General features: G+C 55.8%; 15 protein-coding genes. 11 read left to right on the top strand and 4 right to left on the bottom strand.

What is annotated here, in order from left to right:
• Positions 1-145: 145 nt before the first annotated feature.
• The 4 genes from ACMTNU_RS01125 to ACMTNU_RS01110 all read right to left on the bottom strand — a co-directional run bounded on the left by ACMTNU_RS01125 (position 146) and on the right by ACMTNU_RS01110 (position 1874).
• The gene (locus ACMTNU_RS01125; protein WP_413933361.1) at positions 146-493 is read right to left on the bottom strand and encodes a DUF86 domain-containing protein; all 348 of its coding nucleotides are present in this window, start codon (positions 491-493) and stop codon (positions 146-148) included.
• The gene (locus tag ACMTNU_RS01120) at positions 477-776 is read right to left on the bottom strand and encodes a nucleotidyltransferase family protein (RefSeq protein ID WP_413933360.1); all 300 of its coding nucleotides are present in this window, start codon (positions 774-776) and stop codon (positions 477-479) included. The genes ACMTNU_RS01125 and ACMTNU_RS01120 overlap by 17 nt, the downstream gene beginning before the upstream one ends.
• Before the next feature lie 691 nt (positions 777-1467).
• Positions 1468-1536, bottom strand: a complete 69-nt coding sequence (locus tag ACMTNU_RS01115; RefSeq protein ID WP_413933547.1) for a hypothetical protein — start codon at positions 1534-1536, stop codon at positions 1468-1470.
• A gap of 29 nt (positions 1537-1565) precedes the next feature.
• A complete protein-coding gene (locus ACMTNU_RS01110; protein ID WP_413933359.1) occupies positions 1566-1874 on the bottom strand; it encodes a nucleotidyltransferase family protein in 309 nt (102 codons plus the stop codon).
• 1342 nt (positions 1875-3216) lie between these two features.
• Here ACMTNU_RS01110 and ACMTNU_RS01105 point away from each other — a divergent pair.
• The 11 genes from ACMTNU_RS01105 to ACMTNU_RS01055 all read left to right on the top strand — a co-directional run bounded on the left by ACMTNU_RS01105 (position 3217) and on the right by ACMTNU_RS01055 (position 15651).
• Positions 3217-3831, top strand: a complete 615-nt coding sequence (locus tag ACMTNU_RS01105; protein WP_413933358.1) for a hypothetical protein — start codon at positions 3217-3219, stop codon at positions 3829-3831.
• A gap of 178 nt (positions 3832-4009) precedes the next feature.
• A complete protein-coding gene (locus ACMTNU_RS01100; protein WP_413933357.1) occupies positions 4010-4693 on the top strand; it encodes an acyloxyacyl hydrolase in 684 nt (227 codons plus the stop codon).
• A 376-nt stretch (positions 4694-5069) separates the two neighbouring features.
• A complete protein-coding gene (locus tag ACMTNU_RS01095) occupies positions 5070-5888 on the top strand; it encodes a hypothetical protein (protein ID WP_413933356.1) in 819 nt (272 codons plus the stop codon).
• Positions 5889-6036: 148 nt separating this feature from the next.
• Entirely contained in the window at positions 6037-7416 is a 1380-nt protein-coding gene (locus ACMTNU_RS01090) for a sigma-54-dependent transcriptional regulator (RefSeq protein ID WP_413933355.1), read from the top strand.
• A gap of 68 nt (positions 7417-7484) precedes the next feature.
• Positions 7485-10175 (top strand): PAS domain S-box protein, encoded by a 2691-nt coding sequence (locus ACMTNU_RS01085; protein ID WP_413933354.1) that lies wholly within the window; start codon positions 7485-7487, stop codon positions 10173-10175.
• Complete coding sequence (locus tag ACMTNU_RS01080; protein ID WP_413933353.1) at positions 10172-10408, top strand: hypothetical protein; 237 nt, start codon at positions 10172-10174, stop codon at positions 10406-10408. Before ACMTNU_RS01085 ends, ACMTNU_RS01080 begins: the two co-directional genes overlap by 4 nt.
• A gap of 43 nt (positions 10409-10451) precedes the next feature.
• Positions 10452-10844, top strand: a complete 393-nt coding sequence (locus tag ACMTNU_RS01075; protein ID WP_413933352.1) for a response regulator — start codon at positions 10452-10454, stop codon at positions 10842-10844.
• 111 nt (positions 10845-10955) lie between these two features.
• On the top strand, positions 10956-12335 hold the full coding sequence (locus tag ACMTNU_RS01070) for a sigma-54 interaction domain-containing protein (RefSeq protein ID WP_413933351.1): 1380 nt from the start codon (positions 10956-10958) through the stop codon (positions 12333-12335).
• A 785-nt stretch (positions 12336-13120) separates the two neighbouring features.
• Positions 13121-13627, top strand: a complete 507-nt coding sequence (locus tag ACMTNU_RS01065) for a hypothetical protein (RefSeq protein WP_413933350.1) — start codon at positions 13121-13123, stop codon at positions 13625-13627.
• A 114-nt stretch (positions 13628-13741) separates the two neighbouring features.
• On the top strand, positions 13742-14446 hold the full coding sequence (locus ACMTNU_RS01060; RefSeq protein ID WP_413933349.1) for a hypothetical protein: 705 nt from the start codon (positions 13742-13744) through the stop codon (positions 14444-14446).
• Between the two features lie 164 nt (positions 14447-14610).
• The gene (locus ACMTNU_RS01055; RefSeq protein ID WP_413933348.1) at positions 14611-15651 is read left to right on the top strand and encodes a Rieske 2Fe-2S domain-containing protein; all 1041 of its coding nucleotides are present in this window, start codon (positions 14611-14613) and stop codon (positions 15649-15651) included.
• Positions 15652-15909 lie beyond the last annotated feature (258 nt).

The raw sequence follows: 15909 nt of genomic DNA, 5'->3' as shown, positions 1-15909 counted from the left end.
TCGCAGGTCAGGATCAACATCAACGGCAGGTGGAGTGTTTTGAGAGTCGTAGGGAGGTCATGTCTTGAAACACTGACAGCACCTCGACAAGGAAGCGAGGGGATCCCATGAGGTTGACAAGAGATAGAGAGTGCACCGATTCGGTCTATTGATTCAACATCTGATTCAACATCGCTCGAACTGCCTGGTTGAGCGGCGGCACTTTGTTCTTCACGATGTCCCAGACGATTTCCGAATCCAGACCGAAATACTCATGAATCAGGATGTCGCGAAGCCCGGCCATTTTCTTCCATTCCAGTGATGGATATTGGGCTCGGAAGTCTTCTGGAAGTTTCTTAACGGCCTCACCAATCACTTCGAGATTCCGGACCACGGCATCGAAGGTCTTCTCATCTTCGAGAAACGCGGCTTTGGATAGATTGGCCGTATAGGATGCAATCTTCCGAGTGGCCTCGAGAATGTCTTCCAGGTACACCCTAGAATCCCGGGGCATAGAGGGCTTCTCGTTGGATAATCGGGAGGAGTCGTGGCTTGATAGAACTCATCGTGACGAGGTCGACGCGAGACTGGAACAGGTCTTCCAGGAAGATTTTCGTATCCATGTAGGCGTCGAAGGACTTCTCCGACAGCTCCACGACAAAATCGAGATCACTTCCTGGCATAGCCTCGCCCCGGGCATAGGACCCAAACAGGCCCAGCCTACGGACTCCCAATCTCCTCAGAGTCGCCTGATGTTGTTCGATCAGCTTAAGGACTTCATCTCGACTTGTGAGCATCGTCAGGAATCTTTCTGTTTCAATCACGCTCTCGCGCCGGGTCCGGGCATCGGATGCGACACATCGCTCTCCGATGAGATCACGGGTATTCTAGCACGAGGAAGAACAGGTGGCACCAATAGGCCTTCTTTTGTGAGACAGCTTTATGTTTAGGGAGTAACACAGGGAACGAATGCCACTGATGCCGGAATCCGAATCTGCGAAGCGGCCTTCACACTACGATGAAAGGGATAGCCCAGTCGACACCGCCTCAGAACCCTTTCATCACGAGGGGGCATCACAACCAGAGACCAAATCCCTCACCTTTTGTAGGTATTCACCCTGTGGTGAATTTTGTGTCAAAACCCTGCAGGAATGGAGGGAAAGAGGCGAGAACGCATAGAGCTAATAGAATTGACTAACATCTCAATATTACAGGGAATAGTGGGGAAACCGTTGTCATAGCGAGCACTTGTCAAAAACCGTTCTTTCGAGCTTTTAAGGCGAGGGCCCTGGGTTCGAGTCCCAGCCGGCTCACCATTAAATCAACGAGTTAGTGTATCGGGCCTACGCCATCTGCATTCCTTGCTTCAATTTTGTGCCAACCTCGAACGTGTCTAGGCGGATACAGGGGCTTCTTCTAGCTTTACCCCATTGTAAGCAGAGGATCTTGTGAGGTAACTGGAGATGAAGCACGTCCAGATGCAGTCTATTAATTCAACATCGCTCGAACCGCTTGGTTGAGTGGCGGCACTTTGTTCTTCACGATGTCCCCGACGATTTCCGAATCGAGGCCGAAGTACTCAGGAATCAGGATGTCGCGAAGTCCGGGGCATAGAGGGCTTCTCGTTGGATAATCGGCAGGAGTCGTGGCTTGATGGAACTCATCGTGACGAGGTCGACGCGTGACTGGAACAGGTCTTCCAGGAGGATTTTCGTATTCATGTAGGCGTCGAAGGACTTCTCCGACAGCTCAACCACAAAGTCGAGATCACTCCCTGGCATAGCCTCTCCTCGGGCATAGGACCCAAAGAGGCCCAGCCGGCGAACTCCCAAGCCTCTCAGAGTAACCTGATGTTGTTCGATCAACTTAAGGACTTTATCTCGACTTGTGAGCATCGTCGGGAATCTTTCTGCTTCGATCACGCTTTTGCGCCCAGTCCTGGCATCGGATGCAATATTTCGTTCTCCGATGAGATCGTGTGTATTCTAGCATGAGGAAGAAATAGGTGGCATCGTTGGAAGTTCTTTTCCAATCCTCAACGACGCTTTTCGCCGGATCATCATCACTACGGGTCAGCGAGAGTCATATCAATGGAGATTTTTGGAGTAGGTCAATTCGAGGGCCCTGGGTTCGAGTCCCAGCCGGCTCACGACTCTGGGCCAGTGCAGAACTTTCAACAGAACTTCATCCTCAGCCCGTCTGCATAGCCTCAGCCCAGCGTAATCTTAGTAGACCTGAAGCACCTTTTGTGACGGTTCGCAACGGGAGCATTGCGATCGGAATGACTACGAGCCGGACATGACCGTTTTAAATTGGAGGGCCGAGCACCGATGTGTTATCAGTGTTGAGCGAATGGAAATCATGTCCCGAAAACTCATACTAACTGTCATGGAGAGATAACGATGCCCAAAGCCCGCAGTGCCGGCCAGTGTGCTCAATGCGAAGCCGACGATCGAGTCAGGATGACCTTCATGACATGCAGCCGTTGTCGTCGGTATTTCTGTAGCGAGCACGGCACCTCCCAATTAGACCAATGCGAAGCATGTATTGAAGGCGGTGAGGAGACAGACTAGAATGCTGAAAAAGTCCTCCAGCGGCGTTCTCGCATTACTCAGAGGCTCGACGTACCGAAGCGTACGCTTCGCCCCTTCGCTCGCTGCGGCCTTGCTGGACGGCCTTTTGGAGCATTTTGAGGTGTAGAGTGCCACAGTTCCTTCTATCATCGTGCAACGATGTGCGAAGCAGAACCGCGTTTTTTCAGCAAACTGCTAGCGAATAGTCAATCATCGGATCGACCAGGGAAATGCTCCCAGGGGCTTCCTGCACTGCATGAAACTGTGTTCTGCCCCCGATGATGGCCGAAGGGCTAGGATCTGTCAGAGGCATCGCTCGTGCCAGTGAGATTGGCACTTCCGCTGTTTCTCCCTCTCGGGCCGGTCGGTTTTCGCTGCCGCCTCACGTGTCCTCTATGACTTGTGCAGTGTCTCTCCTTCTCCCATAAGGAACATATTGTGAGCCGATACAACGAGGAAACACCGGTGGAGGCCACCACCTCGTCATTCTCCTACCGGCTGTCTATAAATTATCGCACGCGATACAATTCATCGGTTGGGGACGCGGCCATCCATATCAAGCGGTGAAGTCAATGAAGCGTACGGGTTCGCCTGATTGGTGGCGCATACGCGTCATTGCCGCAATGGAGCCAGTACCCTCAGTCGGTTGTGCACGTATGCAACGATGACCAGTCTGTCTCTCTTTGCGATCATCTTTGTGCTCAATTGTCTGCCTGCATTTGCACCACCGACGTGGATGGTGGTGTCTGCCATGACCTTGTCCAGACCCGGCGCGAATCCTTGGCTCACGGCGCTCGTGGCTGCAACCGCGGCGACCGCCGGAAGGCTGGTGCTTGCGAAAATGGCGTTTCTTCTCGTCAGGCAACGCTGGCTGAGCGCGCGCACCAAAGAGAATGTTGATCTGGTGAAAGCCCGTCTGGAACAGCACCGCGCGATGACGTTCGGGGCCGTCCTCGCCTATACTTGCAGCCCCTTGCCGTCGAACTCGCTGTTTATCGCCTATGGGCTCACGTCGTTGCCCCTGGCTCCGGTGGCGGCGGCCTCGTTCCTCGGCCGGTTTCTGACCTATAGTATTTGGGTGGTCATGGCGATGGAGGTGGCGCAGAAGGTCGTAGTCGATGAAGGATCGGTCTTCGCGTATCTCGGGGGGTATTTTGTCGTGACGCAAGTCCTCATGCTCGCGCTGGTGGTTCTCTTTACAAAACTGGACTGGAGGGCCTGGTTTGCCGGCAAAACGATCCGACTCATGAACCAGACCGAACCCGATGATCAGAAGTGACTTCACATCATCCCAGAGTCGACCGTGGTCTTTCCTCCTTCCGTGAGAGCGCAACCTCCCGTTCAACGCAGTTGACTTCTTCCAACCTCGCGATCGTACAGTGACACAGTTTTTGTGAAATGAGACCGGCACCGGCACAAGTATCATGGCGATCGTGGAAGAGGCTCAAAGGATCTTGATGCGGCAACAGCCCCTCGAATCGACAGCGTTGTTGCAGGTGATCCGTTGTACGATGTCGTTCTCTGGTGCATGGATAGGCGTGTTGCTCGCGGGCTGGATGGGAGTGATCCCTCTCTGCTGGGCACAGTCGGACACCACAATACCGGACGCCCGGACTATCCTGAAGCGCGGGGCAATAGAGGCAGGCGGAGCGGTAGGGTACTGGGAGGAGTTCCTCTTTCCAAGCGAGGCACACTCGTCAAGTCGTCATGCCATCTTTGTGATGCCCAGGATCGGGGTGGTTGTGACCGATGAAATGAATGCCGGCCTGCTCTCGGGGAACCTGGCGGTTCAGTTGGAACCATTCTATGGTCGATTCAGGAACGGATTATCCGGTAACGCAGCAGGAGTTTCAGCGGTCCTGAAATACTATCTTCTGTCATTCGGGCGCTGGGTGCCCTTCTGGGATGTCGGGGTTGGGTTACTGTGGACGGATCTCGCTCCCCGCATTGCCGAGGACAGTAGCCAAGCGAACTTTGCTCTTGAGACGGGACCAGGCATTCAATACTACGCAACGACCAGCATGGCGTTGACCTTGGGGGTGCGATACCACCACATCTCGAATGCCGGAATAGGGGCACGGAACTTAGGGCTGGATGCCGTGCTGCCGTATGCTGGAGTGTCCTGGATTTTGTGGCGCTAGCAGAATGCTGAAAAAGTCTTCCAGCGGCCTTCTCGCATCACTCAGAGGCTCGACGCTGTAAAGACCACTAAAGGCAAAGTACCTATCCGCTCGCATGTGATCAAAGCGAGCGGGTCAAGCGAAGCTTGGTATGTACCTCCTTGCCCCTTCGCTCACTGCGGCCTTGCTGGACAGCCTTTTTGAGCATTCTGAGCTGTAGAGTGCCACAGCTCTTTCCGTCATCGTGCAACGGTGCGCGAAGCAGAAACCAAGTTTTTCAGCAAACTGCTAGGACTCATGACCTTCACACAATGCGCATTGCGCCGGCGTCCAAGTCGATCCTAGAATACATCACCGAAAAGGTTCGTGGCCGTTCTACTGTCCCGCGTCGTAAACCATGCGGTCCAACGACAACAAGAAAATTGAAGAGGCTCGTGCCAACGCTCGTCGTTTGATCGAGCAAGGACCGAAGGTCTTCATCGCCCTGTTCACGATGACCGGTGCGGCGTATCTGTCCGGATCGGTGTATACCAGATCATACTTTTCAGCATTCGGAGCCTCGTGGGTCCTGGAAGAGGTTCCGATCGCGATCTACTTCAGTCAGAGCTGGATCCCGCTGCTGCTCATTCTCTTCTTCGGGTATGTGGCCGTCACGAATCGCACGCTGATCGAGGGGCTCGGTCATGTGACCACGGCTACAGGGTTCAAGATTGCGGTCGCGGCGGTCCGGTATGGTCCGTGGTTCCTGGTCGGACTTCTCAGCATCCCCACGCTACTCAGTGCGCTCGATTTCGTGTCTGCTGCGATCGGCTTCTTACTGGTTGCCATCCCTCTTCTTCTCCTCTTATGTGCATCGACACTCGAACTCTTCGTGGTGAGATTCAGCAATATTGACAGAGGTATCGATCTGTCGAGGGCCTATCTCTCGCTCGCGGTGATCACGGCTGCGCTGTATGTTGTGCCCGCACAGCTTGGTACAAACTGGGCACGGTTGGATCAGCAAGATACCTCGTCTCTCCTGAACGTCTACCTTCGTGACGATCCGACCACGTACAAGCTTCTGTTTGCAGCGGAGACGCGGTGGTATGTCTTTCCAATCAGATATGGAGGGAACGAGCCACCGGTCAAAGCCGTCGCTGCAACTGATGTTTCTTTTGGGCTGGTTCAGAACGGCTCGGCGATTCAATCAGGAACAGAGGTTCCCCAGGGTCAGTAGTCCTGTGGTCCTGCCCTTGCACCCTTTGTCCACTCAAGGCGACAATCTCATGAAAAATGTCGCATAATGCTACAAAGATGGTAGATCGCTGTCGCAATATGGGACAGCCGAGATCCTGTTCGCTCATTCTTATCCCTTGGAGCATGGCATGACGGAAGATTGGGGTGCGATCCTCGTTGTGGATGATGACGCGGATATGCGGGAACTCGCCTATGACATGCTGAAGGACCGTGGTCACCAGGTGACGATGGCCGGGAGTGGCGAAGAGGCCCTGAAACTATTGAGCGAGGAAGACTACGCCGTTGTCCTGACCGATCTCCGTATGAAAGGGATGGAAGGGATCGAGTTGCTGGCTGAAATCAAACGCAGGTACCCCGACATCAACGTCATTCTCATGACGGCATTCGGGTCGGTGGAGACGGCGGTTGAAGCGATGAAACACGGCGCCAGCGATTATCTCACGAAGCCCGTGAAGAAAGACGACCTGGTTCGCGTGATCGAGCGGGTCGTTCGTGAGGCGTCCCTGCGTCGGGAGGTGAGCCGGCTCAGAAAAGAAGTGCATAAAGAATATAGCTTTCATCAGATCCTGGGAAAGAGCAAGGCGATCCAAGGGGTCTTCGATCTCATTCGCCGGGTAGCCGATAGTCCGACCAATGTCCTGATTACCGGAGAGAGTGGAACCGGCAAGGAATTGGTGGCGAAGGCGATTCACTTCAACAGCGACCGGAAAGATGCCCCGTTTATCCCGGTCAATTGCGCGGCCATTCCGGAACAACTGCTGGAGAGCGAGCTCTTCGGGCATATGCGCGGGGCCTTTACCGATGCGAAGCTCGACAAGCGGGGTTTATTTGAGGAAGCGCAGAAAGGCACCTTGTTTCTCGACGAGATCAGCGAGTTGCCGCTCATGCTCCAGGCCAAGATTCTCCGCGCGATTCAGGAGAAGGAAATCAGGCGGGTGGGCGCGACGAAGCCGATCTCGGTGGATGTCCGGATCATCGCGGCCACAAACTTGAATCTCAATGAGGAAGTGAAGCACAAGCGGTTTCGCGAGGACCTCTACTATCGACTCAACGTCATCGAACTGAAGTTGCCGCCGCTTCGAGAACGGCGGGAGGATATCCCGCTGCTGGTGGAGGCGTTTCTCAAGAAATGCGGCCATGCGTGTGGGAAGGAAGTGAAGGGTGTGAGCGAGGCGGCCCTCGCCATGCTGATGGACTATGCCTGGCCCGGTAATGTGCGAGAGTTGGAGAACGTGATTGAGCGGGCCGTGACGCTGAGCCGTGGCGAGAGGATTTCGCCGGATGATCTGCCTCCGGCAGTACAGGGAGCGCGAGGAGACCGGCGTGTGTTGGATGAAGCGGCCGAACACACCTTGCCGTTACACGAGCTCGAGAAAGAATACATCAAGAAGGTCCTCGAAAAGACCGGCGGCAACAAGTATCAGGCCGCCCATGCCCTTGGAATCGATCGAAAGACCCTGTATCGTAAACTCGCCGAAATCGAAGGCAAGCCTCACCCAGAGGAATAGCCACCACCGTCGGATCATCGCAGCGAGACTGTGCCTGGACAGTCCCGCTTCAGGCCGGGATCGATCACATGAAGGATGTCGACTGTTTTGTCATGCGTGTCGTGCATTGGACAATCCCGCTCCTCACGATCGGCATTTTTGTTGTCGACCTGCTGACGCCGGTGGGAATCGCGGTGTCGATCCTCTATGTCGTTCCGCTGTTGCTCACGGTGTTCAGGTCGAAAGAGCAAGAATCGCTCTATTTTTGTGGCCTTGCCACCAGCCTCCTCTGGCTCGGGTTGTTTCTCAAGCCGCCGGGTAGTTCGCTCCTGTATGGCGTACTCAATCGTACATTGGGAACCGTGGTTTTGTGGATCCTAGCCCTGGGATTGATTCGCTTCAGACGGCTGCAACATGAATCCGTGCAGGCGGAGCGAGCCCTGATGTCCGAACGTGTGGAGCGAGCCCATGCCGAAGGGTTGATGATGGAGGCGCAACAGGCACGGTACTACGCGGATCGAGAGGCCGTACGTGCCGGCGTCGGTCGCAAAGAAGCCGAAGGGCAGCTCCTGGTCGCCCAACTGAGGCTGGAAAGCATCATCGAATCCGCGATGGATGCGATCATCACCGTGGATGAGGATCAGAGGGTTGTGTTGTTCAACCATGCGGCCGAGCAGATGTTTGGCTGCTCCACGCAAGCAGCGATTGGACAGCCGCTCGATCGATTCTTGCCCACGCGGTTCCGCGACGTCCATCGGCATCATGTGCAAGGGTTCGGGCAGTCTGGTGTCACCAGCCGGAAGATGGGCCATCTGGGGACAGTGATGGGCCTTCGTTCCAACGGTGAGGAGTTTCCCATCGAAGCGGCCATCTCGCATATCGCCGTGGAACATCAGAAATACTATACCGTCATCCTCAGAGACATCACCGAGCGCAAGCAGGCTGAAATCGTGCTCAAGGAAACCACGGAACGGTCGCAGTTATTGATGCAATATGCTCCAGTTGCGTTGGCCATGTTGGATCGTGAGCTGCGCTACCTTGCCGTGAGTCAACGTTGGATGAGCGACTATCGGCTGGAAGGTCAGAGTCTCATCGGCAAGTCCCACTATGAGGTCTTCCCTGAGATTCCGGAACGGTGGAAGATCGTGCATCAACGGGGGCTGGCAGGAGAAGTCGTACGCTGTGAAGAAGATCGCTTTGTCCGACAGGACGGGACAGAGCAGTGGCTGCAGTGGGAGGTACGCCCTTGGTACACGATCGGAGGCGCGGTCGGAGGGCTCGTCTTTTTCACCGAGGATATTACGGGACGGAAACGAGGCGAAGAAGCGCTCCATGAGAGCCAGCGGCAACTCACCACGCTGATCAGCAATCTCCCGGGCTTTGTGTATCGTTGCCGAAATGATCGAGACTGGACGTTCGAATATCTCAGCGAAGGAGTCTCAGACTTAACCGGGTACACCGTCCAGGAATACCTCGTACAACGGTCTATCTCGTATGGCGACAATACCCATCCGGGTGACCGAGAGCGAGTGTGGCAAGAGATTCAAGCAGCGGTGGCGCAGCGTCGCCCGTACGAAACGACCTATCGGATCCTCACCAGGGCGGGGGAGGTCAAGTCAGTCTGGGAACGGGGTGAAGGGATTTACGCCACGGACGGTCGCCTGAGCTACCTGGAAGGGTTCGTCACCGACATCACGGAACGGAAACGAGCGGAACACTTGTTGCGGCAAAGCGAAGATCGCTATCGGCGTTTGATCGCCGTTTCGCCCTACGCCATTGTGGTGATTCGAGGCGACCGCGTTCTCTTCGCCAACGACCAGGCGATCAAACTGTTCGGCGCCGTGAAGGCCGAGGAGATCCTGAGCAGATCCGTGATGGACTTGTTCCTTCCTGATTATCACTCTGCGATTCGAGAGCGCATCCATGAGTTGGTGGAAGGCCGTGCGCAAGTGCCCATGCTCGAGGAGAAGATCGTTACGCTGAGCGGAAGATCCGTGGACGCAGAAGTCAGCGCGGCCCGATTTGTGGACGAGGAAGGTCCTGCGATTCTGGTCATGCTGCGGGATATCAGTGAACGGAAGCGACTGCAGGAACAGTTACGAAAAACCGAGCGCATCGCCGAACTTGGGACGGTGGCCTCGGGCATGGCCCACGAAATCGGGACCCCGATGAACGTCATTCTTGGCCGTGCAGAATATCTGATGGATCGCGTCACGGACGAGCCGATCAAGAAAGGCCTCCAGACCATCATTACCCAAGTCGAGCGGATTACAAGGGTGATGAACCAGTTGCTCTCCTTCGCACGACGGAAAACTCCTGAACGCGGTGCGCTTGATCTGAAGCAAGTGGTTGAAGACAGTCTCGAAATGTTTCACGAACGCCTTACACGAAGTCAGATCCAGCTTGAGTTGATGCTGGCCGATCCGTGTCCCATGGTCCTGGCCGATGCGGACCAGATGAGCCAAGTCATGATCAACCTCGTGATGAACGCCGTGCATGCGATGCCGAATGGCGGGACGCTTCGTGTTGCTCTGGCTCCTGAACCTCAGATGGTGAGACTCACCGTCGCGGATACGGGCCATGGCATCCCACGAGAAGTGATCAAGAAGATCTTCGATCCCTTTTTCACGACGAAGGAATTCGGCAAGGGGACAGGGTTAGGGTTGACGGTCGTCAAGGGCATTATTGAAGAGCACCAGGGATCCATCGCCGTTGAAAGTCAGGAAGGGACAGGAACGACGTTTACGATTCTGCTTCCGATGGCAGATAATAAGACGTGAAACGACCGCTTCCTGCGGTCATTCTTACTCGCGTCCCGTTGATCATTTCACCCTTTACCTTTCACCCCTCACCAGCGATCTCTGTGGCATCCCGCAACACTGATGTGTCGGTGACTGTCGTCTTTCTCGCCAATCGAGTTCCTCCACTCCATCCGCCTCCCCTCATTGTCTTGAAATTCTGCCGACTTCTTCCCTTCGCCGACGGCATGCACCTTGCTGGTTCAACAACCTAAGAGCGTGCGATCAATCGGATGGGGGCCGGAGAGGATGTCGCCTGTGACAAACGGAAAGGGTGCCGTGCTGTTGATTGTCGAAGATGACCGAGAGATGCGCAGCCTGCTGTGTGATGAGTTTTGTGGAATGGGCTATCAACTCCGCGAAGCGCGGGATGGGGATGAAGCGTTTCTATCGGTCCTGCAATCCGTGCCGGATGCGATCCTGACTGACCTGCGAATGCCGGCGGGAGGCGATGATTATGTCAGTCGGTTACGGACCGTGGCACCGCAGTGTCCGATCGTTGTCATGACGGCGTTCGGCGATGCGCGATTGAAAGCACAGGTACTGAAAGCGGGTGCGAACGCCTACTTCGACAAGCCGGTCCATATTGCGGAGCTGAAGAACTGTGTGCAACAATTACTCAATCACGGACCGGGAGCTGAGGGCAGATAGCGTATGGCAAGAATGAAAAAGCCCCGGTGAGTTCCCATGGCGCATTCATGTTCATGTCGGCCGCCATCGGCTCTAGGGTCCGGGCGCCGTATCTCCGGAAGCGAGAACGCCTTGTCTGACCCAGAACGCTCCAGCAATCTCGTACCCCAAGATCCCATCATCACCGCGCGAGTCGAAGCCATCAGGCAGCTGGCCGGAGGCCTATCCGATCGGGTGGCGGTCATGGATCAATCCTTCAATGTGGTCTATGCGAACGAAGCAGCCTGGTCGGTGCAGGAGAATACCCTCGTTCGCCGGCAACATGCGAAGTGCTATGAAGCCTTTGCCAATCGAACTGATCCCTGCGGGACCTGCCCCGCTATTAAGGTGTTTGAGACGCCCGAGGTGCAGTGTGTCTCATGTTCAGGCGGAGGTGACGGCAAGGCTTGCGGGATGCAGCAGGCCTTTCCGTTGACGGACGCGAATGGATCCGTCGTCTCCATGTTGGTGCTTTTCCAGCCGACATCGAAGTCTGTTCAGGCTGCTACAGCGGAGGACAGCCCTACCACACCTCTTGCGAATGGTCTTGGTGACTTGATCGGTCGAAGTCCGATCATGCAGCAGCTCTTCGACATGACCCGTCTGGTTGCGGAGAGCTCGGCGACCGTTCTCATTCAAGGTGAGAGCGGAACGGGGAAAGAACTTCTGGCGAAAACGATTCATGCCCTCAGTCCCAGAAGGGATCGGCCGTTCGTCGTGGTCGACTGCGGCTCATTGCCGGAGACGCTGCTCGAAAGCGAGTTATTCGGGCATGTAAAGGGAGCTTTCACCGGGGCGGTGATGAACAAGCGAGGCTTGTTTGATGAGGCCGACGGCGGCACGATCTTTCTGGATGAGATTGCCGACACGACGCCGACCTTTCAAGCCAAATTGCTGCGGGTTCTGCAGGAGGGCGAGATCAAGCCGGTGGGTGGGACGCGAACGGTCAAGATCCATGCGCGTGTCATCTCAGCTTCGAACAAAGATCTGACGGAACTCGTGAAAGCAAAAACGTTTCGGCAGGATCTGTATTATCGATTGGCTGTGCTGCCTCTGTATTTGCCGGCATTACGGGAGCGGCGAGACGATATCCCATTGCTTGTCCGGCATTTCGTCGCAGCCTCCTGCGCACGACATCATCAGCCGGTGCGATCCGTGGAGGAGCGGGCTTTGCGGTTGTTACGGGACGCTCCTTGGCCGGGGAATGTCCGACAGTTGCAGCACTATATCGAGCGGGCTGTGGTGACGACGGTCGGCCCGTCGCTGCCTTGCCAGGATCTTCTTGACCAGGCTCTGGGGGAAGAGGACGAAAGTTTACGCTCGGCGTCGCGTGGCGCCGTGGCTCACACGGAGCGCACTCGAATCGTTGATGCCCTGCAAAAAACGGCAGGAAACCGATTGAAAGCAGCCAAATTACTCAGAATCAGTCGAGCGAGCCTCTATAACAAACTTCGCGCGTATAGCATCGAATAGGTCGTACCCGTACTCTTGTCCCCTTCCTTTCGTGGATCACTGTTTCCCACGTCATGAGAGCGCCTCATCAGAAGATCAAAACTGCCGTCTTCGAGCGTTGCCCCATTCGCCTGATGAATCCCGCTACGGGAGGATCGGGGGACCAAGCCTCCTGATCTGCTGAATCTCCCCACCGATCGGATTGCTCTCATCACCGCATTCTTCATCGATGCGATTGTACGCATTGTTCGGATTCATTCATGGATCCATGAACGTGGAGCGCCAATCGGACGACGGAAGAGCCATGCCTGCCTTCAGCTTGTGGTGCTCTCATCTTGCGAGCTCCAACAGGCCGTGATGGTTTGGATGTCCCTTTTCTCCCCTGCATTCCGGGAGCGAACGTCCATTGGTATGGACAGCCTAAGCGGATGATATGTGAGCGAATGAGGAGATCCAGTCCACCACTGTCCAAGAGTGTGGAGTCTCCTGCGTTGTAGGCGCAGACAGCAAGGTTGACGAAAGCCATTCATCTTCGCATCTGATGCGAGCATCATTCATTCATGAATGACAAATAAGGATGGCACGACAGTTGCTGATATAGCTGGAACAACGTCGAGAGACCGAGCTCTCTCTGCGGGCTGGATGGCGAGTTGCCCTATCGCGATCCAGTACAGTCCACCCCATTGTGAGCGGCAGTCCCGGCCGCCACGTGTCAGCGATGAGGGGGTCACAGGTGAGAGTGGCCCTCTCATTGTTTTTTCCACAGGCAGTATTGGCTACCGAATCATTTCTTGCAGGAGCTGGTCGTGCATCTCTCAATCGCAATTCCTGAAGCACAGGTTGTCGACGCCCCGACGTTGCTCAAGCTGATCCGAATGGCACCGGTGTGCGACGCGGAGGCGGATGAGGAGGGGGCCGAGTACGTGGCGTACTTTGAGGACTTTCCGATGTCGGTGGGGATCGTTGCGCGAATGATCGAGGAAGCCTGGGACCTGCGCGATGTCCACATCACACTCGAAGGCAGACTCGTCGTGAGCCGGATCAACTTCTATGCCGCCCTCCGCTGCTATCAGGAGAGCCTCAGTGCCCGCGACGCGAAGGCCTATTGTCTTGAGCAGGCGGAGAAAGTCGGCGCGGATAGAGGATGTCCCGAGCGATCGTGCCTGTCTCGCTGCCGGTTTATTTGCTCACGCTGTGTGGGGCTGTCGCGCGACCCAGGCTCGCCTCCGATGGCGAGTCAGCTCAGGGAAGTGGCGCGCCGGGCAGAAGCGGACTGGTGTCCGAACCTGCAGATCACGGAGGTGGACGTATGAGTGGTCGGTTGAGGGTTGGACAAGCCAGATAAAGCGCATGCGATCAGATATCGTCAGTTGATTGCTCGAAGGAGGGCCGTGCTCCTCGATGCGTAACCAGGGAAGGAGAGTGTCATGCAGGCATTGAGAAGCAGGGGGAACATCAGAGTGTGGGCAGTCGTATTATCGCTCGCGGCGGCGAGCGCCTTTTCAGGCGGAGAGACCGCTCTGGCCCAAGATACGACAAAGGAAACCACCACGACAGGGAACCGCGTGTTCTTTCGTGGAGGCTATGGCGAGCTGCTCAGCGATCGTGCCGGAGAGTTGATCACGGACGGCCATGGTGCCGCCGGGAAAAATGATGGCAACGGTGGCTACTACATCGGTGGGGGGGCGGATCTCATGCTCACCAAGGACTTGTGGGGCATGGTGCCCGGTGTTGCGCTCGTCGGCGAGATCGGAATGGAATTCAAGAGGTGGGCATCCGCAAACGTTGCGAATGGAGATACCACCGGTGTGACGGGCGTCAGTAACGGCGGTGTGAGTAAAGTGCAATTGACCATGCTGACCGTGAGCGTAGCCCCCAAAGTGAAGTTCCGACAAGGAACTGATTTCCAGCCCTGGATCATTCCGGCCGGATTGGATTTCCACGTCATCAGCCCGACGTCGAGCCAGATCAATTATTTGGATATCGGGGTTCAGTTCGGCGGCGGTGCGGAGTTTCGCGTATGGAAAGAGTTGTGGCTTGGTCTCGACAGCCGGTTCCACCTGGCCTCCAACCAAACCAACACGGTGAACAATTACTGGACCACCGGCATTTATGGGGCCATCGGGTTCTAGCGGGGCAATACCGTACGAGCAAGGTGGATCATGATATCCGGTTACATGTTGCAGGGAGCCATTTTATGGCTCCCTGCACGCCTCTCCACTTCAAGCTCCACCTGCATCCGTCGAAGGCTCAAGGAAATGCTCGATCCACTTGGCGACTGATCCCACAGGACTGAATGCTCGAAGGATTCTGGTATATTGCCACAGAAAGCATGAACGTCCGCGTCGGTCGGCCATATCCCGCCGTCCTTTGCAACCAACCGCTTGTCCTCTTTCGGGATCGGCGTGGCCTGGTACAAGCATTACACGATCGCTGCCCCCATAAAGGCGTCCCACTCTCCTCTGGCCGGCAGGAAGGGGATTCCTTGCGTTGTCCGTTTCATGGGTGGCGCTTCATGTCCTCGGGGGAGTGCATCGAGGTTCCGGCTCTCGGTAACGTACTGCATCCATCACCCGCCTCGGCCTGTGTGCGGACATTCCCGGTAGAGGAGCGGGATGGCTGGGTGTGGGTCTATATGGGAAACGATCGATGCCGGAAGCCGTCGAGTCCGCCTCCCTCTTTGCCGATTCCAGCAGACGGCAGTCCGATGGTCTCGGTGCGCGAGTCCGCCCAGGCAAAAGTCCGGTGGGATTTCGCAGTGGATAGTCTCATGGATCCCGCTCATGTCCCATTCGTGCACAACAACTACTTCCGGCGGCGTGAGGCAGCCAGGGAGAAAGAAAAACTATTCACCCGACTGCCGTTGGGGTTTCGAACGATCTCGAAGAACGTCTTGTTGCCGGATACCTTTATCTTTCGGGCGTTATCTCCAAGGTTGGGTTCGGCGACGACCACGGTCGACTTCGTCCTACCCGGCATCCATTTGGAGCGATGGGAGATCGGCGACCGGTTTGCGTCCGTCATGTTGGTGGCCACCCCGCTGACCGACGAACGGAGTCGATTCGACATCTGCGTGGGATGGAATTTTCTGCGCGGGTTTCCTGTTGGATGGCTGGTCCGTCGGACTCTCAGGACGATTCTTGGCCAAGATCGGACGATTTTGGAATCGCAGGAACAAGGGTTCGGCCGGCATGGAAGTATGTTATTGCACTTGGAATCGGACACACCGGCCGTGTGGTACCGGCAGTTGAAGAAATATCATAGTGATCTGTTGGCCGGTGTGCGTGATCCTCAGCATCCGGTTCCTGAACAGACCATGCTCAGATGGGTGACCTAAAACGGAGTGACGCACGATCCTGAGTTTCAAGTTTCATGATTTACGAGCTAGCCTGCCCGAGTGGTTTCCTCCTCCAACCCCTCGACTTTGCTCAGGACTATGAGTGCTTCGGCAGTCTCAGAGCAGGTTGGCCGCATGTATAGTACGGGATGTGTTCTCGTCGACGCGGTCTTGCGTCAGACAGAACCATGCGGTACAACAATTCCATAGCTTTCTGCGGTCTCTGTGTGCAACGCTCAGCTTGGATATCGGCGGGAT

This window comes from Nitrospira sp. BLG_1 (assembly GCF_047338595.1).
GTDB lineage: Bacteria > Nitrospirota > Nitrospiria > Nitrospirales > Nitrospiraceae > Nitrospira_D.
This window is presented reverse-complemented; position numbering and strand designations above follow the sequence as displayed.

What these genes read in the sequence shown, in the direction of transcription:
- ACMTNU_RS01125 (WP_413933361.1), bottom strand. Translation starts at nt 493, where the DNA reads ATGCCCCGGGATTCTAGGGTGTACCTGGAAGACATTCTCGAGGCCACT.
- ACMTNU_RS01120 (WP_413933360.1), bottom strand. Translation starts at nt 776, where the DNA reads ATGCTCACAAGTCGAGATGAAGTCCTTAAGCTGATCGAACAACATCAG.
- ACMTNU_RS01110 (WP_413933359.1), bottom strand. Translation starts at nt 1,874, where the DNA reads ATGCTCACAAGTCGAGATAAAGTCCTTAAGTTGATCGAACAACATCAG.
- ACMTNU_RS01105 (WP_413933358.1), top strand. Translation starts at nt 3,217, where the DNA reads ATGACCAGTCTGTCTCTCTTTGCGATCATCTTTGTGCTCAATTGTCTG.
- ACMTNU_RS01100 (WP_413933357.1), top strand. Translation starts at nt 4,010, where the DNA reads ATGCGGCAACAGCCCCTCGAATCGACAGCGTTGTTGCAGGTGATCCGT.
- ACMTNU_RS01095 (WP_413933356.1), top strand. Translation starts at nt 5,070, where the DNA reads ATGCGGTCCAACGACAACAAGAAAATTGAAGAGGCTCGTGCCAACGCT.
- ACMTNU_RS01090 (WP_413933355.1), top strand. Translation starts at nt 6,037, where the DNA reads ATGACGGAAGATTGGGGTGCGATCCTCGTTGTGGATGATGACGCGGAT.
- ACMTNU_RS01085 (WP_413933354.1), top strand. Translation starts at nt 7,485, where the DNA reads ATGAAGGATGTCGACTGTTTTGTCATGCGTGTCGTGCATTGGACAATC.
- ACMTNU_RS01060 (WP_413933349.1), top strand. Translation starts at nt 13,742, where the DNA reads ATGCAGGCATTGAGAAGCAGGGGGAACATCAGAGTGTGGGCAGTCGTA.
- ACMTNU_RS01055 (WP_413933348.1), top strand. Translation starts at nt 14,611, where the DNA reads ATGCTCGAAGGATTCTGGTATATTGCCACAGAAAGCATGAACGTCCGC.